18 protein-coding genes are annotated in these 19,751 nt (G+C 70.4%); 10 read left to right on the top strand and 8 right to left on the bottom strand.

What is annotated here, in order from left to right:
* Positions 1-13 precede the first annotated feature (13 nt).
* The 5 genes from sbnA to ACIPPS_RS22350 all read left to right on the top strand — a co-directional run bounded on the left by sbnA (position 14) and on the right by ACIPPS_RS22350 (position 3,787).
* On the top strand, positions 14-1,021 hold the full coding sequence (gene sbnA / locus ACIPPS_RS22370) for a 2,3-diaminopropionate biosynthesis protein SbnA (RefSeq protein WP_401435799.1): 1,008 nt from the start codon (positions 14-16) through the stop codon (positions 1,019-1,021).
* 223 nt (positions 1,022-1,244) lie between these two features.
* Positions 1,245-1,460: a hypothetical protein gene (locus ACIPPS_RS22365; RefSeq protein ID WP_401434817.1), complete on the top strand. Its 216-nt coding sequence runs from the start codon at positions 1,245-1,247 to the stop codon at positions 1,458-1,460.
* Between the two features lie 81 nt (positions 1,461-1,541).
* Positions 1,542-2,291, top strand: coding sequence for a DNA repair protein RecO (gene recO, locus ACIPPS_RS22360; protein WP_401434815.1), 750 nt, complete (start codon positions 1,542-1,544; stop codon positions 2,289-2,291).
* Between the two features lie 19 nt (positions 2,292-2,310).
* Positions 2,311-3,156: an isoprenyl transferase gene (locus tag ACIPPS_RS22355; protein ID WP_401435796.1), complete on the top strand. Its 846-nt coding sequence runs from the start codon at positions 2,311-2,313 to the stop codon at positions 3,154-3,156.
* A gap of 82 nt (positions 3,157-3,238) precedes the next feature.
* Positions 3,239-3,787, top strand: coding sequence for a YcxB family protein (locus ACIPPS_RS22350; protein WP_401434813.1), 549 nt, complete (start codon positions 3,239-3,241; stop codon positions 3,785-3,787).
* Positions 3,788-3,877: 90 nt separating this feature from the next.
* Here the strand turns inward: ACIPPS_RS22350 and ACIPPS_RS22345 are convergent, their stop codons facing one another.
* From ACIPPS_RS22345 to ACIPPS_RS22330, 4 genes are read right to left on the bottom strand one after another with little or no spacing between them, the layout of a single operon-like run.
* Positions 3,878-4,288, bottom strand: coding sequence for a Fur family transcriptional regulator (locus ACIPPS_RS22345; RefSeq protein ID WP_401434811.1), 411 nt, complete (start codon positions 4,286-4,288; stop codon positions 3,878-3,880).
* A gap of 48 nt (positions 4,289-4,336) precedes the next feature.
* The gene (locus ACIPPS_RS22340; protein ID WP_401435793.1) at positions 4,337-5,233 is read right to left on the bottom strand and encodes a metal ABC transporter permease; all 897 of its coding nucleotides are present in this window, start codon (positions 5,231-5,233) and stop codon (positions 4,337-4,339) included.
* 10 nt (positions 5,234-5,243) lie between these two features.
* On the bottom strand, positions 5,244-6,014 hold the full coding sequence (locus tag ACIPPS_RS22335; RefSeq protein WP_401434809.1) for a metal ABC transporter ATP-binding protein: 771 nt from the start codon (positions 6,012-6,014) through the stop codon (positions 5,244-5,246).
* A 23-nt stretch (positions 6,015-6,037) separates the two neighbouring features.
* Positions 6,038-7,078, bottom strand: coding sequence for a metal ABC transporter substrate-binding protein (locus ACIPPS_RS22330; RefSeq protein ID WP_401434807.1), 1,041 nt, complete (start codon positions 7,076-7,078; stop codon positions 6,038-6,040).
* Positions 7,079-7,243: 165 nt separating this feature from the next.
* Between ACIPPS_RS22330 and ACIPPS_RS22325 the strand changes: the two genes are divergently transcribed.
* Positions 7,244-8,626 carry a glycine--tRNA ligase gene (locus ACIPPS_RS22325; protein WP_401434805.1) on the top strand — a complete coding sequence of 461 codons (1,383 nt, stop codon included), beginning with the start codon at positions 7,244-7,246 and terminating at the stop codon, positions 8,624-8,626.
* 95 nt (positions 8,627-8,721) lie between these two features.
* Here ACIPPS_RS22325 and ACIPPS_RS22320 read toward each other — a convergent pair whose 3' ends face one another.
* Positions 8,722-9,306 (bottom strand): TetR family transcriptional regulator, encoded by a 585-nt coding sequence (locus tag ACIPPS_RS22320; RefSeq protein ID WP_401434803.1) that lies wholly within the window; start codon positions 9,304-9,306, stop codon positions 8,722-8,724.
* A gap of 16 nt (positions 9,307-9,322) precedes the next feature.
* Complete coding sequence (locus ACIPPS_RS22315; protein ID WP_401434801.1) at positions 9,323-10,366, bottom strand: aldo/keto reductase; 1,044 nt, start codon at positions 10,364-10,366, stop codon at positions 9,323-9,325.
* Between the two features lie 322 nt (positions 10,367-10,688).
* Between ACIPPS_RS22315 and ACIPPS_RS22310 the strand changes: the two genes are divergently transcribed.
* Positions 10,689-10,913, top strand: coding sequence for a DUF6243 family protein (locus tag ACIPPS_RS22310; RefSeq protein WP_401434799.1), 225 nt, complete (start codon positions 10,689-10,691; stop codon positions 10,911-10,913).
* Positions 10,914-11,068: 155 nt separating this feature from the next.
* Here the strand turns inward: ACIPPS_RS22310 and ACIPPS_RS22305 are convergent, their stop codons facing one another.
* A complete protein-coding gene (locus ACIPPS_RS22305; RefSeq protein WP_401434796.1) occupies positions 11,069-12,517 on the bottom strand; it encodes an MFS transporter in 1,449 nt (482 codons plus the stop codon).
* 52 nt (positions 12,518-12,569) lie between these two features.
* Between ACIPPS_RS22305 and dusB the strand changes: the two genes are divergently transcribed.
* The 3 genes from dusB (at position 12,570) to ACIPPS_RS22290 (ending at position 18,394) form a co-directional block, all read left to right on the top strand.
* Complete coding sequence (gene dusB / locus ACIPPS_RS22300) at positions 12,570-13,706, top strand: tRNA dihydrouridine synthase DusB (RefSeq protein ID WP_401434794.1); 1,137 nt, start codon at positions 12,570-12,572, stop codon at positions 13,704-13,706.
* A gap of 376 nt (positions 13,707-14,082) precedes the next feature.
* Positions 14,083-16,794, top strand: coding sequence for a pyruvate, phosphate dikinase (ppdK, locus tag ACIPPS_RS22295; protein WP_401434792.1), 2,712 nt, complete (start codon positions 14,083-14,085; stop codon positions 16,792-16,794).
* A gap of 553 nt (positions 16,795-17,347) precedes the next feature.
* Positions 17,348-18,394, top strand: coding sequence for an ArsR/SmtB family transcription factor (locus ACIPPS_RS22290; protein WP_401434790.1), 1,047 nt, complete (start codon positions 17,348-17,350; stop codon positions 18,392-18,394).
* Here the strand turns inward: ACIPPS_RS22290 and ACIPPS_RS22285 are convergent.
* Positions 18,364-19,524 (bottom strand): alkaline phosphatase PhoX, encoded by a 1,161-nt coding sequence (locus ACIPPS_RS22285; protein ID WP_401434788.1) that lies wholly within the window; start codon positions 19,522-19,524, stop codon positions 18,364-18,366. The two genes, ACIPPS_RS22290 and ACIPPS_RS22285, sit on opposite strands and share 31 nt — an antisense overlap.
* Positions 19,525-19,751: the final 227 nt, after the last annotated feature.

The raw sequence follows: 19,751 nt of genomic DNA, 5'->3' as shown, positions 1-19,751 counted from the left end.
GGAGGAGAGCACCGTGCCCGTCATCACCGCCCCCCACGCCTACAACGAAGACGATCTCTACGTCGACCTGATGCCGACGCTCGGCCAGCCGCTCTTTCTCAAGTGCGAGGGCTTCAATTTCGCCGGTTCCATCAAGCTCAAGGCGGCGACGGAGATGGTCGAATCCGCCGAGCGCAGAGGCATTCTCACCCCGGATTCGATCCTGGTGGAATCGTCGTCCGGCAACCTCGGCGTGGCCCTCAGCATCATCGCGGCGAGCAAGGGTTACGAGTTCGTCTGCGTCACCGATTCGCGATGCAATCTCACGACCCGGCTGATGATGGAAGCGCTGGGAGCCCACGTGCACCTCGTGTCAGACGTCAGTGAGGGCAGCCTGCTGGCAGGCCGGCTCGCGGCCGTACGGGGCCTGTGTGCCTCCGACCCCCGCTGCGTATGGCTGAGCCAGTACTCCAACCCCGACAACTGGAAGGCGCACTACTTCCGGACCGCGCCCGCGATCGCCCAGGCCTTCCCCCAGATCGACGTCCTGTTCGTCGGCGTCGGCACCACCGGCACCCTGATGGGCTGCGCGCGCTACTTCCACACCTGGAGCCGGCCCGTGCGCATCGTCGCCGTGGACACCGTCGGGTCCGCGATCTTCGGCGACCCGCCGGGGCGCCGGATGATCCCCGGCCTCGGCATGAGCATGCGTCCACCCCTGCTCGACCGGGCCTACGTGGACGACGTGGTGCGGGTCGCGGAATCCGACACGATCCGGACCTGCCGCGCCATGGCCGCACGGGGGTTCGTCTTCGGCGGGTCCACGGGGACGGTGGTCAGCGGTGCGACGGGCTGGCTCGACGCGCACCGCGGGGACGGCCTCACGTGCGTGGCCATCTCGCCCGACCTCGGCGAGCGCTACCTCGACACGATCTACCAGTCGAACTGGGTGCAGGACCTCTACGGCGCCGAGGCTCTGCACAGCGACGCGCGCGTGCCCGAACCCGCGCGGAGCGCCGTCCGCCGTCGACCGCCGAGGTGACGGGGCTTTGGCCAGGAATTAACTCCGCAGCGTTGTCCCGCAGTTGGAGTACCCGCGCATCTATCGATTCTAGAGATCCGCACCCACCCGGGGTGCGGTAAGCCAGAAATGGATTCGGAAAGGGATGCGTGGGTGAAGGAACAAGGCACGCGGTTCGATCACGGGGACCGTCGAATGAGCGAGCGAGACGGTGACGGAATTTGCGCGAGGCAGGGGGCCGGTCATGAAACTGCCCATCGGGTCGTACGTCGTCGAGATCCGCACCGGGCGGGTGGGCACGGTCATGGGGCACGTGGGCCCGTACATCCAGCTTCGGCCGCTCGGCGGCGGGCGGGAGTGGGACGTCGAGCCGGAGGGGGTCCGCGAGGCGACCTCGGCGGAGCGGCTCAGCGCCGCGACCGCGCACGCCAACGCGCGAAGCCGCGGCGAGGTGCCATGACGGCGCGCGGCAGGGCGTCGGTGAGGTGCTCCCGGCCCGGGTCAGTCCCTGGCCCGCCCTCCGGTACGGGAGAATGGGCCCATGAGTCTGTTCCGCGACGACGGCATCGTGCTGCGCACCCAGAAGCTGGGTGAGGCGGACCGGATCATCACGCTGCTCACGCGCGGTCACGGGCGCGTACGCGCCGTGGCGCGCGGGGTGCGGCGGACCAAGTCGAAGTTCGGGGCCAGGCTCGAACCGTTCTCGCATGTCGACGTGCAGTTCTTCGCCCGGGGGAGCGAGCTGGTCGGGCGCGGGCTGCCGCTCTGTACGCAGAGCGAGACGATCGCCCCGTACGGCGGCGGGATCGTCACCGACTACGCCCGCTACACCGCGGGCACGGCGATGCTGGAGACGGCGGAGCGGTTCACCGACCACGAGGGCGAGCCGGCCGTGCAGCAGTACCTGCTCCTCGTCGGCGGATTGCGCACGCTCGCCCGGGGCGAGCACGCGCCGCACCTCATCCTCGACGCCTTCCTCCTCCGCTCGCTCGCCGTCAACGGCTACGCGCCGAGCTTCGACGACTGCGCGAAGTGCGGCCTGCACGGACCGAACAGGTTCTTCTCGGTCGCGGCGGGCGGTGTCATATGCGGCGACTGTCGGGTGCCCGGCAGCGTCGTACCCTCTCCGGAGGCCATCGGCCTGCTCAGCGCGCTGCTCACCGGCGACTGGGCGACGGCGGACGCGAGTGAGCCGCGTCACGTCAGGGAGGGCAGCGGGCTGGTGTCCGCCTATCTGCACTGGCACCTGGAGCGCGGCCTGCGCTCGCTGCGGTACGTAGAGAAGAGCTAGGGAGACCCATCGCATGGCCATCGCACGACGCGGAATCCTCGGTCGGAAGATCCGGGAGTACAAGACCCCGGAGCCGCACCCCTCCGGCGCCCGCCCGCCGAAGCTTCCCGCCGAGCTGGTGCCCAACCACGTCGCCTGCGTGATGGACGGCAACGGCCGCTGGGCCCAGGAGCGCGGGCTGCCGCGCACCGAGGGGCACAAGGTCGGCGAGGGCGTCGTCCTGGACGTCCTGAAGGGCTGCCTGGAGGTCGGGGTCAAGAACCTCTCGCTCTACGCCTTCTCCACCGAGAACTGGAAGCGGTCGCCCGAGGAGGTCCGCTTCCTGATGAACTTCAACCGGGACGTGATCCGGCGCCGCCGCGACGAGATGAACGAGCTGGGGATCCGGATCCGCTGGGTCGGCCGCATGCCGAAGATGTGGAAGTCGGTCGTCCAGGAGCTCCAGGTCGCCCAGGAGCAGACCGTCGACAACGACGCGATGACCCTGTACTTCTGCGTCAACTACGGCGGCCGGGCCGAGGTCGCCGACGCGGCCCAGGCCATCGCCCGTGACGTGGCCGCCGGCAAGCTCGACCCGGCGAAGGTGAACGAGAAGACCTTCCAGAAGTACCTGTACTACCCGGACATGCCGGACGTCGACCTCTTCCTCCGCCCCAGCGGCGAGCAGCGCACCTCCAACTACCTGATCTGGCAGAGCAGCTACGCCGAGATGGTCTTCCAGGACGTGCTGTGGCCGGACTTCGACCGGCGCGACCTGTGGCGGGCCTGTGTCGAGTACGCCTCGCGCGACCGCCGCTTCGGCGCCATCCCGGCGGCGGACCGGGAGGCCATGGGCACGGTCCCGCAGCAGGGCCCGGCCGTCTGAGGGCAGCGGCCGCCCCAGCCGTCCGGCCGCCCGACCGGGCCGTTACGATCACGGCCTGTCGTCGAGGCACCGGGGAGGGGCCATGGCCGAGGAAGCGCGTCCGCCGACGCAGGAGACCGTGGAGCTGGTCTACCTGCCCACCGATGTCGACGTGGCCGACGCGCTGCGGGTACGGATGCGCAGGACGCCCGGCGGACGCCGCCTGCGGCTCCTGCTGCTGACCCTGGGGATCGCGGGCATCGGCCTGCTGGTGCTGTCCATCGTGCGACCGGCGACGGACGATCCCGTCTCGTCGTCGGCCGGCGCCCTCTTCCTCGTCGTGTTCTCCTTCGGCCTGCTCGTGCTCTATCCGGCGCTCACCGCGAGGCAGGTCCACCGGATGGTCGCCTCGCAGGGCGAGTTCCGGGCCGTCGTGGGCGAGCACGGGGTGCGCTGGACCTCGCGGGACACCGAGGTGAGGTCCGGGTGGGAGATGTTCCCGCGGTACGCCGAGACGGCCGAGCTGTTCGTCCTGTTCTCCGGCGACAAGAACGGCGTCGGGGTCGGCACGCTGCCCAAGCGGGGACTGGCCGGCGCCGGGGAGGCCGACCGGCTCCGCGCGATCCTGGACCGGCACATCACCCGGCTCTGAACCACCTCGTACGCGACGAGGGCCCGCACCGGATCGCTCCGGTGCGGGCCCTCGGTCGTGTCGGTCTCGATGTCGGGGACGACACCTCGGTCACTTCGCCGCGCACTCCTCGCACGTGCCGAAGATCTCGACCGTGTGCGCCACGTTCACGTAGCCGTGCTGGCTCGCGATCGTCTCGGCCCACTGCTCCACCGCCGGGCCCTCCACCTCCACCGCCTTGCCGCAGACGCGGCAGACGAGATGGTGGTGGTGGTCGCCGGAGGAGCAGCGGCGGTAGACGGTCTCGCCGTCGCTGGTGCGCAGCGCGTCCACCTCGCCCGCGTCCGCGAGGGACTGGAGCGTGCGGTAGACCGTCGTGAGGCCCACGGAGTCGCCGCGGTGCTTGAGCATGTCGTGCAGCTCCTGGGCGCTGCGGAACTCGTCCACTTCGTTCAGTGCCGCCGCGACAGCGGCCCGCTGTTTGGTCGAGCGGCCGCGTACGGGGGGTCCTGCCGTCGCCACAGGGGCCTCCTAGTTCGTTCCGTTGCCCCCGCCATTCTGCCAGGCAGTTCAGACCGTGACGTCGTCCGCGGGACGGCGCGTGAGCGGGACCTGCGCGTCGCAGGCCGCCGAGGCCGCCTCCGCCGCCCGTGCGCGGCGCCGGGCCAGGGGCGCCGAGAGCGCGGTCAGGACGATGAAGACGCCGATCGCGAGCAGCACGATGAGGGAGCCGGGCGGCAGGTCCTGGTAGTAGGTGGTGATCGTGCCGGTCAGGGTGACGGCGGTGCCGATGACCACCGAGAGGACGAACGTCGCGCGGAAGGACCGGGTCAGCTGCTGCGCCGCCGCGACCGGGACCACCATCAGCGCGCTGACCAGGAGCAGGCCGACGACGCGCATCGCGACGGTGACCGTCACGGCGGCGGTCACCGCGACGAGCAGGTTCACGGCCCGGACCGGGAGGCCGGTGACGCGGGCGAACTCCTCGTCCTGGCTCACCGCGAAGAGCTGGCGGCGCAGGCCGACGGTGACGAGGACCACGAAGGCGGCCAGGACGGCGATCGCCGTGACGTCCTCGTCGGAGACCGTGGACAGCGAGCCGAAGAGGTACGAGAGCAGGTTGGCGTTGGAGCCGCCGCCGACCTGGATCAGCATGACGCCGCCGGCCATGCCTCCGTAGAAGAGCAGCGCGAGCGCGAGGTCGCCGCGGGTGCGGCCGTACGTCCGGATCAGCTCCATCAGGACCGCGCCGGCGACGGCGACGAGGGTGGCCATCCAGACGGGGCTGCTGTTGAGCAGGAAGCCGAGGCCGACGCCGGTCATGGCGACATGGCCGATCCCGTCGCCCATCAGGGCCTGGCGGCGCTGGACGAGGAAGATGCCGACGGCGGGCGCGGTGATGCCGACGAGAACGGCCGCGAGGAGCGCCCGCTGCATGAACGCGGGTTCGAGGAATTCCATGATCAGGTCAGCTTCCTCAGGTCAGCAGACCCGTGCGGAGCGGCTCGTCGGCCGCGTGCGGATGGACGTGGTCGTGGCCGGGCAGCGCGTGCTGGCCCACGGCCTTGGGCGGCGGGCCGTCATGGACGACGCAGCCGTCGCGCAGGACCACGGCCCGGTCGATCAGCGGCTCCAGCGGGCCGAGCTCGTGCAGGACGAGCAGCACGCTGGTACCGCCCGCGACCTGCTCGCGCAGGGTGCCGGCGAGGATCTCCTGGCTGGCGAGGTCGACGCCGGCCATCGGCTCGTCCATGATCAGCAGCTCGGGCTCGGAGGCGAGCGCGCGGGCGATCAGGACGCGCTGGTGCTGGCCGCCGGAGAGGGCGCTCACCGAGTCCTTGGCGCGGTCGGTGAGACCGACCAGCTCGATGGCGCGGTCGACGGCGGCCTTGTCGGCCTTGGTCAGCCAGCCGAACGTCCGGCGGGAGAGCCGGCCGGAGGAGACGACCTCGCGGATCGTGGCGGGGACGCCGCTGGCGGCGGTGGTGCGCTGCGGGACGTAGCCGACGCGGGCCCACGTACGGAAACGCTTCTGCTCGGTGCCGAAGAGCGCGATGGAGCCGCCGGTCAGGGGTACCTGGCCGATGACGGCGCGGACGGCGGTCGACTTGCCGGATCCGTTGGCGCCGAGCAGGGCGACCACCTCGCCGGGGTTCACGGTGAGGTCGACACCGCGCAGGACCGGGCGCGCGCCGAGCGACGCCGTGGCTCCGGCGACGGATATGACGGGCGTGACGGGCGCGCTCACGGTTGCCTCCTGCTGTGGGTGGGTCACTTCGCGCCGAGGGCCTTCTTCAGCGCGGCGAGGTTGGACTGCATGACCTCGATGTAGTCATCGCCCTGGGACCTGTCCGTGATTCCCTCCAGCGGGTCCAGGACGTCGGTCCGCAGGCCGGTGTCCTTCGCGAGGGTCTTGGCGGTCTTGTCGCTGGCGAGGGTCTCGAAGAAGACGGTGGAGACCTTGTCCTTCTTCGCGACGGTCTGGAGCTCCTGCATCCGGGCGGGGCTCGGCTCGGACTCGGGGTCGATGCCGGTGATGCCCTCCTGGTCCAGGCCGTACCGCTCGGCGAGGTAGCCGAAGGCGGAGTGGGTGGTGATGAAGGTCCGGGTGGTGGAGTTCCTCAGACCGGTCTCGTACGCCGTGTCCAGGGCGCCGAGCTTCTTGACCAGGGCGTCGGTGTTCTTCTTGTAGTCGGCGGCGTTGTCCGGGTCGGCCTTCTCCAGGGAGGCCCCCACGCCCTTGGCGACCTCGGCGTACTTCACCGGGTCGAGCCAGATGTGCGGGTCGCCGCCGGCCTCGGACGCGTGGCCGTGGCCCTCATCCTCGGCCTTGTGCTCCTCCTCGGCCCCGTGCTCGTCGGCCTGGTGCTCGTGGCCCGTCTCGCCGTGACCGGGGTCCTCTGCGCCGTGGTCGTGGCCGACCGTCGTGCCGTGCTCCTCCAGCGACGTGAGGGTCGCGGCGTCGACGGTGTGCTCCACGCCGGCCTGCTGGATCGCCTCGTCGACGGCGGGCTGGAGGCCCTTGAGGTAGAGGATGTAGTCGGCGTCGCCGAGCTCGCCGATCTGGCGCGGCTTGAGCTCCAGGTCGTGCGGCTCGACGCCCGGCGCGGTGAGCGTCTCGACGGAGACGTGGTCGCCGCCTATCTGCTCGGCCAGGTACTGCATGGGGTAGAACGACGCCACCACGGCGAGCTTGCCGTCGGCGGACCTGCCGGACGCGTCGGACGCGCCGCCGCAGGCGGAGAGTGTCACGAGACCGAGGGTGACGGCTCCGGCGACGGCGGTGGTGGGTATCAGTCGGCGTACGTTCATGACACTCATTTTCAACAAAGTTGGAAACGATTGTCAATTGTCCTTCTTGTGTTCCCGGCCACGCGCGCGGATGCGGCCGCAGTACCCGGACCGATTTGATACGGGGGGTGCGGGCGCCGGTAACCTGAAGCATTCGCACTTCGTCGTCGTAATGAAGAGAGCACCGTGGCCGCCGACAAGATCGACACCATCGTCAGCCTGAGCAAGCGCCGTGGCTTCGTCTACCCCTGCAGTGAGATCTACGGCGGCCAGAAGGCCGCCTGGGACTACGGGCCGCTGGGTGTCGAACTCAAGGAGAACATCAAGCGTCAGTGGTGGCGTTACATGGTCACCGCGCGCGAGGACGTCGTCGGCATCGACTCGTCGGTGATCCTGGCCACCGAGGTCTGGGAGGCCTCCGGTCACGTCGCCACCTTCACCGACCCGCTGACCGAGTGCACCTCCTGCCACAAGCGCTACCGCGCCGACCACCTGGAGGAGGCGTACGAGGAGAAGCACGGCCGTCTCCCCGAGAACGGCCTCACCGACCTGAACTGCCCCAACTGCGGCAACAAGGGCACCTTCACCGAGCCCAAGCAGTTCTCCGGTCTGCTCTCCACCCACCTCGGCCCGACGCAGGACTCCGGCTCGGTCGCGTACCTGCGCCCCGAGACCGCGCAGGGCATCTTCACCAACTTCGGCCAGGTGCTGCAGACCTCGCGCAAGAAGCCGCCGTTCGGCATCGCGCAGATGGGCAAGTCCTTCCGGAACGAGATCACTCCGGGCAACTTCATCTTCCGCACCCGCGAGTTCGAGCAGATGGAGATGGAGTTCTTCGTCAAGCCGGGCGAGGACGAGCAGTGGCAGGAGTACTGGATGGAGCAGCGCTGGAACTGGTACACCGGTCTGGGTCTCCGTGAGGAGAACATGCGCTGGTTCGAGCACCCGCAGGAGAAGCTCTCCCACTACTCCAAGCGCACCGCCGACATCGAGTACCGCTTCCAGTTCGGCGGCAGCGAGTGGGGCGAGCTGGAGGGTGTCGCCAACCGCACCGACTACGACCTGAGCGCGCACTCCAAGGCCTCCGGCAACGAGCTGCAGTTCTTCGACCAGGAGGCCGGCGAGCGCTGGACCCCGTACGTCATCGAGCCGGCGGCCGGTGTCGGCCGGACGATGCTGGCGTTCATGCTCGACGCCTTCAACGAGGACGAGGCCCCGAACGCCAAGGGCGTCATGGAGAAGCGCACCGTGATGCGCCTCGACCCGCGCATCGCGCCGGTCAAGGTCGCCGTGCTGCCGCTGTCCCGTAACCCGCAGCTGTCGCCGAAGGCCAAGGGCCTCGCCGCCGACCTGCGGCAGAACTGGAACATCGAGTTCGACGACGCGGGCGCCATCGGCCGCCGCTACCGTCGCCAGGACGAGATCGGCACGCCGTTCTGCGTCACCGTCGACTTCGACACCCTGGACGACAACGCGGTGACCGTGCGCGAGCGCGACACCATGAAGCAGGAGCGCGTCTCCCTCGACCAGATCCAGGGCTACCTGGGCAGCCGCCTGATCGGCTGCTGACGGTCGCACCACGCGTCACGCCGCACGCTCGTCACGCCGAAGCCCCCGGTTCCTCGAAGGAGCCGGGGGCTTCGGCGTGACGGTGGCGACGGACGCTACGCGCGCAGTCCGCGCAGCAGCAGGTCCACCACCGCGTCGAACTCCGCCTGGATCGTGGGTCGCCGCCACTCCGGGGCATAGGCCGGATCGTGGAAGCGGGCCGTGGCGTCGAAGAGCGCGCGGGCCGTCGCGTCGGCGTCGGGCGTGGTGAACTCGGCGCCCCGGACGCCCTCTTCGACGATCTCGCGGACCTGACCGACCAGGACGCCGAGGTGCTCCTCGACCACCCCGCTGTTCTCGTCGAGCAGGACCTCGTAGGTGGCGAACAGCTCCGGGTCGTCACCGGCCTTGTGCCGCTTGGCGTCGAAGAGCTCGACGAACCAGGCGCGGAGCTTCTCCGGGGCCGGGCGGTCGGGCGCTCCGGTCAGCTCGGCGAGCACGGCCTCCGTGCGGGACAGCCAGCGCCCCGTCACCGCCTCCCGCAGGGCCGCCTTCGTGCGGAAGTGGCGGTAGACGCTGCCGTGGCTGACGCCGAGGACGCGGGCCACGTCCACCACCGTCGCCTTCGCCGGGCCGTACCGGCGGAGCACCTCCTCGGTGGCTTCGAGGATGCGCTCTGCTGTCAGGGTCTCGGTCGCCATGGGATGACAGTACCTGTCAGTGCTCGCTGTCCAGGTGGGCCATCTGGGCCGCGGGATACCGCTCACCGGCCGCCGCGCCCGCCGGGACGGCCTCCTCGATCGCGGCCAGATCGGCGTCGTCCAGCGTCACGTCCAGGGCGCCGAGGGCCTCCGCGAGCCGATCCCGGCGGCGGGCGCCGACCAGCGGGACGATGTCCACGCCGTGGCGCGGGCCCTGCGCCAGGACCCAGGCGACGGCGGTCTGCGCGACCGTCACGCCCTTGGCCTCGGCGAGGACGCGCAGCCGGTCCACCAGGTCCAGGTTCCGGTCGAGGTTGTCGCCCTGGAAGCGCGGGCTCGTGCCCCGGAAGTCGCCCGGGGCGAGTGCGCGGTCGCGGGTGAAGTGGCCGCTGATCAGACCGCGCGACAGCACGCCGTACGCCGTGACGCCGATGCCCAGCCGGCGTGCGGTCGGCAGGATCTTCTCCTCGATGCCGCGTGAGATCAGGGAGTACTCGATCTGGAGGTCGGCGATCGGGGCGACGGCCGCCGCCCGGCGCAGGGTGTCCGCGCCGACCTCGGAGAGGCCGATGTGCCGGACGTGGCCCGCCTCGACCAGCTCGGCGATCGCGCCGACGGTCTCCTCGATCGGGACGTCCGTGTCGACGCGGGCGATCCGGTAGATGTCGATGTGGTCCCTGCCGAGGCGCTGGAGGGAGTACGCCGCGAAGTTCTTCACCGCGGCGGGGCGGCCGTCATAGCCGGTGAAGCCGCCCTCGACCGTGCGCAGGGCGCCGAACTTCACGCTGGTCAGCGCCTGCTCGCGCGCGGCAACGGGGGCCGTGCGCAGGGCTTCGCTGATCAGCAGCTCGTTGTGTCCCATCCCGTAGAAGTCACCGGTGTCCAGGAGGGTGACGCCGGCGTCGAGGGCGGCGTGGATCGTCGCGATCGACTCGGCGCGGTCGCTCTCGCCGTACAGCGCGGACATGCCCATGCAGCCGAGGCCGAGGGCGGAGACCTCGGGGCCGGTGGCGCCGAGGCGGCGGGCGGGGAGGGCGCGGGGGGCGGGGGCGGAGGTCATGGGGGTCTCCTCGGAGCGGGGGTGAAGGGCTACGCATGACAACTATGGCATGGCGAATGACAGATTTCAATATCTGTCATTCACTCGAAGGGGTGGGGTGCGCACGGCGGAAAACGTGGTGTCCGGCGGGCGCCGGGCGAGGTAGCGTCTGACGCATGTCTTCGTTCTTCCAGATCTACGAGTGAGAGCGCCGCGGGCCTGAGATCCCGCACGCGGGCCTGAGATCCCGCACGCGGGCCTGAGGTCCCGCACGCGGGCCTGAGGTCCCGCGCAGCGCCAGCCGATTGACCACCGCATTTCTCACTGAATGGGAGAACCACCCATGGCCAAGGGCCGCAACAACCTCCTCGGCGTCGGCGGACAGCGCAAGAAGCTGTCCCGCGGCGAGCTGCCCGGCGCCGGTCAGGGCCACAACCCCGACCGCCAGGCGGCCGCCGACCAGAAGGCCGAGCTGCTGAAGAAGATGCGCGAGAAGGCCGAGGCCGCGGAGAACGCGACCGCGACCTCCGAGGCGACCTCCGCCGCCACCGCGGGCGACGAGCGGTAGCAGCCGCGCGACGGACGATCGTGGGCCCGGGTCACCGATGGGGACCCGGGCCCACGTGCGTCCCGGCCTCCGCCGACGCCGTCGACCCCGTCGACGTACGTTCCGCTGGACGAGGAGCCCCGGGCCGGCCTGGAGCGGCTCCGGCGGCCGGTGTCTCAGGACGTGGCGGAGGTCGCCCCCGCGGGCGTCTGCTCCCCTTCCGCGGCCAGTCGCCGGGCCGTCCGCTCGGCCGTGCCCCGCGCCCAGGCCCCGCTCGTCAGCGCCCCGACGAGGAGGACGCAGAAACCGCAGCCCGTCATGATCCAGTAGCCGGCTCTGCTCGCCTCGACGAAGTCGTCCGTCCGCGAGAGCGTGGCGACCCCGGTGGCCAGGACGGTTCCGACCACGGCGACACCGAGCGTCTGACCGACCTGCCGGCTCGTCGAGGCCACCGCCGACGCCACCCCGGCCTGGGCGAGGGGCATGCCCGAGACCGCCGTGTTCGTGATGGGCGCGTTCACCATGCCGAAGCCGATACCGAAGACCACGTACCCGGCGAAGAGCAGCGGGTCGCTCGTCTCGGCCTCGAAGGCGGCGAAGGGCAGACAGCCCGCCGCCATCGCCGTACCCGCGATCAGCAGGGGAAGGCGGGGGCCGCGTGACCCGACGAGCCGCCCGGAGAGCGGGGCGAAGACCAGGGTCATGGAGGCCATCGGCAGCATGTACAGGCCCGCGTCGAGGGCGGAGAGGCCCCGCACGCTCTGCAGGTACAGCGTGTTGAGGAAGAGGAAGCCGCCGAGGGCGGCGAACGCGCAGACGGCGATGATCGTGGCGCCGCTGAACGGAGCGCTCCGGAAGAACCGCAGGTCGATCAGGGGCTCCCGCCGCCTCGGCTCGTACGCCAGCAGCGCGACGAGCGCCGCGAGCGCCGCACCGGCGAAGGGGAGGCTGCTCTCGATGATCGCGTACGTGAGCGAGCCGAGGAGCGCGGCGACGAGCAGCTGGCCGACCGGGTCGGGGCGGCGCGGCTTGGGCGCCCGGGACTCCGGGACGTAGCGCAGCGTCAGCAGCAGCGCGGCGAGGCCGATCGGGAGGTTGATCCAGAACACCGCGCGCCAGCCGACCGAGTCGACGAGCAGACCGCCCACCACCGGGCCCGCCGCCATGGAGACGCCGACCACCCCGCCCCACACGCCGATGGCCCGGGCGCGTGCGGCGGGCTCGGTGAAGGTGTTGGTGATGATCGACATGGCGACCGGGTTGAGCATCGATCCGCCGACCGCCTGGATCATCCGGAAGACCACCAGGGTCTCCAGACTGGGCGCCAGCGAGCAGAGGAGTGAGCCGAGGACGAAGAAGACCAGTCCGGTGACGAAGACCTTGCGGCGGCCGATCCGGTCGGCGGTGGAGCCGGAGAACATCAGCAGCGACGCCAGGACGAGGGTGTACGCGTCGATGGTCCACTGCAGGCCTGACACGGAAGCCCGCAGGTCACGCTGCATGGCGGGCAGCGCGACGTTCAGCACCGTGTTGTCCAGGCTGACGATCAGCAGGCTCATGCAGCAGATCGCGAGGACGACCCGCTGCCTGCCCCGGGTGAGCGGTGCGTGTGTGAGGTCGGGCATGTGCGGATCGTACGGCTGCCTAAGGACCGCCGCAGTGCGCGACAATGGCGGAATGACCGCGTTCTCTCCTCTCGCCATCGGGCCGCACATCGTGCAGCCGCCGGTGGTGCTCGCGCCGATGGCCGGCATCACCAACGCCCCGTTCCGCACCCTCTGCCGTGAGTACTCCGGCGGCAAGGGACTCTTCGTGAGCGAGATGATCACGACGAGGGCGCTGGTCGAGCGCAACGACAAGACGATGCAGCTCATCCGTTTCGACGCGAGCGAGCAGCCGCGCTCCATCCAGCTCTACGGCGTCGACCCGGTGACGGTCGGCAAGGCCGTGCGCATGATCGCGGACGAGGACCTGGCCGACCACATCGACCTGAACTTCGGCTGCCCGGTCCCCAAGGTGACCCGCAAGGGCGGTGGCTCGGCGCTGCCGTACAAGCGGCCGCTGCTGCGGGCGATCCTGAACGAGGCCGTGGCGAACGCCGGCACCCTGCCGGTGACGATGAAGATGCGCAAGGGCATCGACGACGACCACATCACCTTCCTGGACGCGGGCCGGATCGCGGTCGAGGAGGGCGTCACGGCGATCGCCCTGCACGGCCGGACGGCGGCGCAGCACTACGGAGGCACCGCCGACTGGGACGCCATCGCGCGGCTCAAGGAGCACGTGCCGGAGATCCCGGTGCTCGGCAACGGCGACATCTGGTCGGCCGACGACGCGCTGCGGATGATGCGCGAGACCGGTTGCGACGGCGTGGTCGTCGGACGCGGCTGCCTGGGCCGGCCGTGGCTCTTCGGCGACCTGGTGGCGGGGTTCGAGGGCACGGGGGCGTACGCCCAGCCGGGGCTGCGCGAGGTCGCGGACGCGATGGTGCGGCACGCACGGCTGCTCGGCGAGTGGCTCGGGGACGAGTCGCGCGGTGTCATCGACTTCCGCAAGCACGTGGCCTGGTACCTGAAGGGCTTCGCGGTCGGCTCCGAGATGCGCAAGAAGCTGGCCGTCACCTCGTCCCTGGACGAGCTGAGCGCTCAGTTGAGCGAGCTGGACCTGGACCAGCCCTGGCCGACCGGCGCGGACGGCCCCCGGGGCCGCACCTCGGGCAACAACCGCGTGGTGCTGCCGGACGGCTGGTTGAAGGACCCGTACGACTGCGCGGGCATCAGCGAGGAGGCGGAGCTGGACACGTCCGGGGGCTGATCCCGGTCGTCCGGATCGTGGGAATCGCGTCGTTCGTACGGCGTGATCCTCGCCACCCTTGATAGGGGTGGTGCTCAGATGAGCGGATTTCGGGATGTTGCACTTATGGAGGGGTGGCACTGGGTGCCACCCCTCTTGCGTTCAAGAGTTGAACACAGATGCCGTGGAAGTCGCTCACTTGAGCGCGAATCCCCAGGTTTGGGTCAAGGGGGCTTCGGAGCCTGAAAGCGGAAGCTACCCGTCGGTTACTTTCGATGTGCTGGCGGACGGGTGGTTAAGACCACGTGTCCGGTAGGCGTACCTCCACATGAGCCTTCGATCTGGGTATGTTCCTCGCCGTCAGGGCAGCCACCGAGTCCTCGAGGAGTCGAGACACGTGTCGGAAAACAAAGATCAGAAGTTCGTGTACGACTTCACCGAGGGCAACAGGGACCTGAAGGACCTGCTCGGTGGCAAGGGTGCGAACCTCGCCGAGATGACCAACCTCGGCCTCCCGGTTCCCCCCGGCTTCACGATCACCACCGAGGCGTGCAAGGTCTACCTCGACAGCGGCACCGAGCCCGTCGAGCTCCGCGACGAGGTCAGCGCCCACCTGGACGCCCTCGAGCAGAAGATGGGCAAGAAGCTCGGCCAGGCCGACGACCCGCTGCTCGTCTCGGTCCGCTCCGGCGCCAAGTTCTCGATGCCCGGCATGATGGACACGGTCCTGAACATCGGCCTCTCCGACGCCTCCGTCGAGGGCCTCACCGCGCAGGCCGGCGACGCGCGCTTCGCCTGGGACTCGTACCGCCGCCTCATCCAGATGTTCGGCAAGACCGTCCTGGGCGTCGACGGCGAGCTCTTCGAGGAGGCCCTCGACGAGGCCAAGGCCGCCAAGAAGGTCACCGTCGACACCGACCTCGACGCCGCCGACCTGAAGAAGCTCGTCAAGCACTTCAAGAAGATCGTCAAGGCCGAGGCCGGCCGCGACTTCCCGCAGGACCCGCGCGAGCAGATGGACCTCGCCATCCAGGCCGTCTTCAACTCCTGGAACACCGACCGCGCCAAGCTCTACCGTCGCCAGGAGCGCATCCCGCACGACCTGGGCACCGCGGTCAACGTCTGCTCCATGGTCTTCGGCAACCTCGGCCCGGACTCCGGAACCGGTGTCGCCTTCACCCGCGACCCCGCCTCCGGCCACCAGGGCGTCTACGGCGACTACCTGCAGAACGCGCAGGGCGAGGACGTCGTCGCCGGCATCCGCAACACCGTGCCGCTGGCCGAGCTCGAGTCGATCGACAAGGCGTCGTACGACCAGCTGATGCAGATCATGGAGACTCTGGAGACCCACTACAAGGATCTCTGCGACATCGAGTTCACCATCGAGCGCGGCCAGCTCTGGATGCTGCAGACCCGCGTCGGCAAGCGCACCGCCGGTGCCGCCTTCCGGATCGCCACCCAGCTCGTGGACCAGGGCCTGATCGACGAGGCCGAGGCGCTCCAGCGCGTCAACGGCGCCCAGCTCGCGCAGCTGATGTTCCCCAAGTTCGACGAGAACGCCAAGGTCGAGCAGATCGGCCGCGGCATCGCCGCCTCCCCGGGCGCGGCCGTCGGCAAGGCCGTCTTCGACTCGTACACGGCCGTCAAGTGGTCCCGCTCCGGCGAGAAGGTCATCCTGATCCGCCGCGAGACCAACCCGGACGACCTGGACGGCATGATCGCCTCCGAGGGCATCCTCACCTCGCGCGGCGGCAAGACCTCGCACGCCGCCGTCGTCGCCCGCGGCATGGGCAAGACCTGTGTCTGCGGCGCCGAGGAGCTCGAGGTCGACACCAAGCGCCGCCGGATGACCACCACCTCGGGCCAGGTCATCGAGGAGGGCGACGTCGTCTCCATCGACGGCTCCACCGGCAAGGTCTACCTCGGTGAGGTACCCGTCGTACCGTCCCCGGTCGTCGAGTACTTCGAGGGCCGGATGCACGCCGGCGCCGACGACGCCGACGAGCTGGTCGCCGCCGTCCACCGGATCATGGCCTACGCCGACCGCGTCCGCCGGCTGCGCGTCCGCGCCAACGCCGACAACGCCGAGGACGCCTCGCGCGCCCGCCGCTTCGGCGCCCAGGGCATCGGCCTGTGCCGCACCGAGCACATGTTCCTCGGCGAGCGCCGCGAGATGGTCGAGAAGCTGATCCTCGCCGACACCGACGAGGAGCGGACCGAGGCCCTGGACGCCCTGCTCCCGCTCCAGAAGAAGGACTTCGTCGAGCTCTTCGAGGCGATGGACGGGCTGCCCGTCACGGTCCGGCTGCTCGACCCGCCGCTGCACGAGTTCCTGCCCGACATCACCGAGCTGTCGGTCCGCGTCGCTCTCGCCGAGGCCCGCAAGGAGCCGCACGAGAACGAGCTGCGGCTGCTCCAGGCCGTGCACCGGCTGCACGAGCAGAACCCGATGCTGGGTCTGCGCGGCGTCCGGCTCGGCCTGGTCATCCCGGGCCTGTTCACCATGCAGGTCCGCGCGATCGCCGAGGCCGCCGCCCAGCGCATCGAGGCCAAGGGCGACCCGCGCGCCGAGATCATGATCCCGCTCGTCGGCACCGTCCAGGAGCTGGAGATCGTCCGCGACGAGGCCGAGCAGGTCATCGCCGAGGTCCGCGCGCAGACCGGCGTGGAGCTGAAGCTCGCGCTCGGCACCATGATCGAGCTGCCGCGCGCCGCCGTGACCGCCGGTCAGATCGCCGAGGCCGCCGAGTTCTTCTCCTTCGGCACCAACGACCTCACGCAGACCGTGTGGGGCTTCTCCCGGGACGACGTGGAGGCCAGCTTCTTCACCGCGTACCTGGAGAAGGGCATCTTCGGTGTCTCGCCGTTCGAGACCATCGACAAGGACGGCGTCGGCGCGCTGGTCCGCAGCGCCGTCCAGGCCGGCCGGGCCACCCGCCCGGACATCAAGCTCGGCGTCTGCGGCGAGCACGGCGGCGACCCGGAGTCGGTGCACTTCTTCCACGAGGTCGGCCTCGACTACGTCTCCTGCTCGCCCTTCCGGATCCCGGTGGCGCGCCTGGAGGCCGGTCGCGCGGCCGCGGAGTCGAAGGGCTCCGACAGCCGCTGAGCCGTCGGCTGAAGGCTCGCTGACCGGGCGTTCAGTAGCAAAGACCGCCGGAGTTGCCGTTCGTCCCTGACCCTCGAACCGATGGGCGGCGGCTCCGGCCAGCAAGAGAGACGGGGCGGACACCTTGTGCGGAGGTGTCCGCCCCGTCGTACTTCGTCCGCCCCGGGATGTTCGGCAAATGTGAGGTCATGTTCAATCGAAGCCGGTTGAATTATTGGCCGTTGAACTTTCTGTTGTGAACTTTCCACGATTGGTTGCGCAAAGAACAGGGCGGGCGCGGCCCCCGGATCCCCACCCGGTGGCCGCGCCCATTACCCATGTCGGGCAGGTGAGCCGCAACCCTCGCCGACCGCCGCCGGACGTGTGAAGCCCCCCACGGTCTTCGCCACGCCACCTCGGTCCTGAAGGTTTCCTGCCCGACACCCACAGCTTTTCCGTTTGCCCCCGGTCCCCGCGATGCTTTTCAAGTGTGGCTGAAACACCCTGGTAACGTCCTGTGATGATGTGCATACTCATTGACGGGGGTGGTTGCGAGTGCACAGGTGGGGGTTCAATGCTGCGGATTCATTTCACCGCAAGCGACGTGGCGGGCGTGCGGATGGCGGCCCGGCCCGACGTTCTGTGGGAAACGATTCTCAGCTTTCATCGGCTTAGGGACCGGCGCGGGCCGGTCGTCTACGGAGAATGGCGTTCCCAGACCCGTCCGCGGCTCAACGGGGAGACTCGGCTGCTGGCCGCGCTCGTTCCCAGTCGCGGTTACTTCCCCGACTTCCTGACCCCTCCCGAGGGCCTCCAGGGGCTCGACGAGGGCCTCCAGGCGGTCCGTGCGACCCCCGGGGGCCGGCTGCACGCGGAGCTCGCCCTCCTCGGCGCCGACCGGGTCGGTGGCAGGAGCGTGCCGCACTCGCTGCGCGCCCTCGCCGACGGCGGCGCCGAGCCGTTCGGCCGGCTCCTCGGGGCGCTGCGCGGCTACCACCGGGCGGCGATCGAGCCGTACTGGCCACAGGTCCGCGCCCGGGTGGAGGCGGACCGGGCGGTACGCGGCCGGGCCCTGCTCGACGGCGGCGCGGACGAGCTCCTCGCCTCACTGCCGCCGATGTTCCGCTGGAACGCGCCCGTCCTGGAGGCCGACTATCCGGTCGCCCGCGACCTGCGTCTCGACGGCAGGGGCCTGCTGCTCCAGCCCTCGTACTTCTGCCGGGGCACACCGGTCGTGCTGCGCGACCCGACGCTGCCCCCGGTGCTGGTCTACCCGACGACGCACTGCGAGGCGCCGACCGTGCACGCGCCGGGCGGCTCCTCGCTGGCCAAGCTGGTCGGCAACACCCGCTCGGCGGTCCTGCACGCGATCGGCGACGGCGGCACCACCAGCGAACTCGCCCGCAGGGCGGGGGTGTCGCTCGCCTCGGCCAGCCAGCACGCGGGCGTCCTGCGCGAGGCGGGGCTCGTCGCGACGCTGCGGCACGGCAACGCGGTCCTGCACACCCTGACGCCGCTGGGCGCCGCCCTCCTCGGCGGCGGGCGGAGGGTCGCGGGGGCCGTCTCGGCGACGGCCCCCGCGGAGCGTCTCTACGCGCGGAACGGGCCGGTCACCTCGTAGGTGATGCCGCCCGAGGAGCTGCCGGAGGTGCCGCGCTGGCTGGAGAAGTACAGCCGCCTGCCGTCGGGGGAGAAGGCAGGGCCGGTGATCTCGGAGCCGGACTGGCCGTTGATCCGCAGGAACGGGGCGACGACGTCGTCCGGCGTGATGATGCAGATCTCCATGGTGCCGCCGTCCTCGGCGATGAACAGGTCGCCGGAGGAGGAGCCGGTGACGTTGTCGACACCGGTCAGCGGGGCGCCGCCGCCGGACACCAGGGAGTCGTCGTAGGCGAGTTCGTAGGTGTTGGTGGTGAGGTTGAGCTGCCAGAGGCGGTTGTCGCCCTTGGTGGTGAACCAGACGGTGTCGTTGGCGTAGTGGCAGCCCTCGCCGCCGTTGAACTTCTTGGCGCCGGACACCTGGCTGCGGGTCGCGGTCGGAGAGCCGTCCGGGTCCGGGACGTTCTGCCAGGTGAAGGAGCCGGAGGTGGCGCTGCCGGCCACCAGGACCTGGAGCTGGCCCGAGGCGAGGTTGCCCCAGGTGGTCGGGATGAAGCGGTAGAAGCAGCCGCTGGTCTCGTCCTCGGTCAGGTAGACGACCTTGCGGACGGGGTCGGCGGCGGCGGCCTCGTGCTTGAAGCGGCCCATCGCGTCGCGGCGGACGGCCGCGTTCACGCCGTACGGGTCGGTCTCGTAGACGTATCCGAGGCTGACCTCCTCGCAGGAGAGCCAGGTGTTCCACGGGGTCTTGCCGCCCGCGCAGTTGGTGCGGGTGTTGGAGAGGATGCGGTACGCGCCGGTGACGGCGCCGGTCGAGCTGAACTTCACCGCGCTCGCGCCGCCGCTGGGGTTGATCTCCGAGTTGGAGACGTAGATCCAGCCGGATCCGTCGACGAAGCAGGCGCCGCCGTCGGGCGCGTTGTGCCAGGTGTACGAGGTGCCGGGGACCTTCTGCCCCGACCGGGCGATGACCCGGCTGCTGAATCCGCTCGGCAGCAGGATGCCGTTGGCGTCGGCCGCGCCGAGGGCTCCGTAGGGGCCGGAGCCGGGCTGCGCGGGGGCCGCGTAGGCCGCCCCGCGCATCAGGGTGCCGCCGAAGGCGGCGGCCGACGTGCCGATGACCGCTCCACGCAGGAAACTGCGTCGCTCCACGTCTCACTCCAGAAAGTGGTGTGTGAACCCGCCGCACCGGTCGGCGGCGGGGTCGCGCGCTTCGGGAACCTAGGAGTACGGAGTTGGTACCGAGTTGACGGTGCAGCAACAACCGGTGAAGGGGAAGCGTCGGTCGGAAGGTCGGCACGGGATCGGGGCGGAACGTGTGGTTACGTCCGGGATGGGCGCGGACCGGACCGCCGGGCCCGACCGGCCGAGCCCGGCCC

The sequence above is a fragment of the Streptomyces sp. NPDC090127 genome (assembly GCF_044746945.1).
Classification (GTDB): domain Bacteria; phylum Actinomycetota; class Actinomycetes; order Streptomycetales; family Streptomycetaceae; genus Streptomyces.
Note: the sequence above shows the minus strand (reverse complement) of the source record. Positions and strands in the feature narration are given on the sequence as shown.

Coding starts and splice junctions, on each gene's coding strand:
- ACIPPS_RS22365 (WP_401434817.1), top strand. CDS start 1,245: ATGAAACTGCCCATCGGGTCGTACGTCGTCGAGATCCGCACCGGGCGG.
- recO (WP_401434815.1), top strand. CDS start 1,542: ATGAGTCTGTTCCGCGACGACGGCATCGTGCTGCGCACCCAGAAGCTG.
- ACIPPS_RS22350 (WP_401434813.1), top strand. CDS start 3,239: ATGGCCGAGGAAGCGCGTCCGCCGACGCAGGAGACCGTGGAGCTGGTC.
- ACIPPS_RS22330 (WP_401434807.1), bottom strand. CDS start 7,078: ATGAACGTACGCCGACTGATACCCACCACCGCCGTCGCCGGAGCCGTC.
- ACIPPS_RS22320 (WP_401434803.1), bottom strand. CDS start 9,306: ATGGCGACCGAGACCCTGACAGCAGAGCGCATCCTCGAAGCCACCGAG.
- ACIPPS_RS22315 (WP_401434801.1), bottom strand. CDS start 10,366: ATGACCTCCGCCCCCGCCCCCCGCGCCCTCCCCGCCCGCCGCCTCGGC.
- ACIPPS_RS22310 (WP_401434799.1), top strand. CDS start 10,689: ATGGCCAAGGGCCGCAACAACCTCCTCGGCGTCGGCGGACAGCGCAAG.
- ACIPPS_RS22305 (WP_401434796.1), bottom strand. CDS start 12,517: ATGCCCGACCTCACACACGCACCGCTCACCCGGGGCAGGCAGCGGGTC.
- dusB (WP_401434794.1), top strand. CDS start 12,570: ATGACCGCGTTCTCTCCTCTCGCCATCGGGCCGCACATCGTGCAGCCG.
- ACIPPS_RS22290 (WP_401434790.1), top strand. CDS start 17,348: ATGCTGCGGATTCATTTCACCGCAAGCGACGTGGCGGGCGTGCGGATG.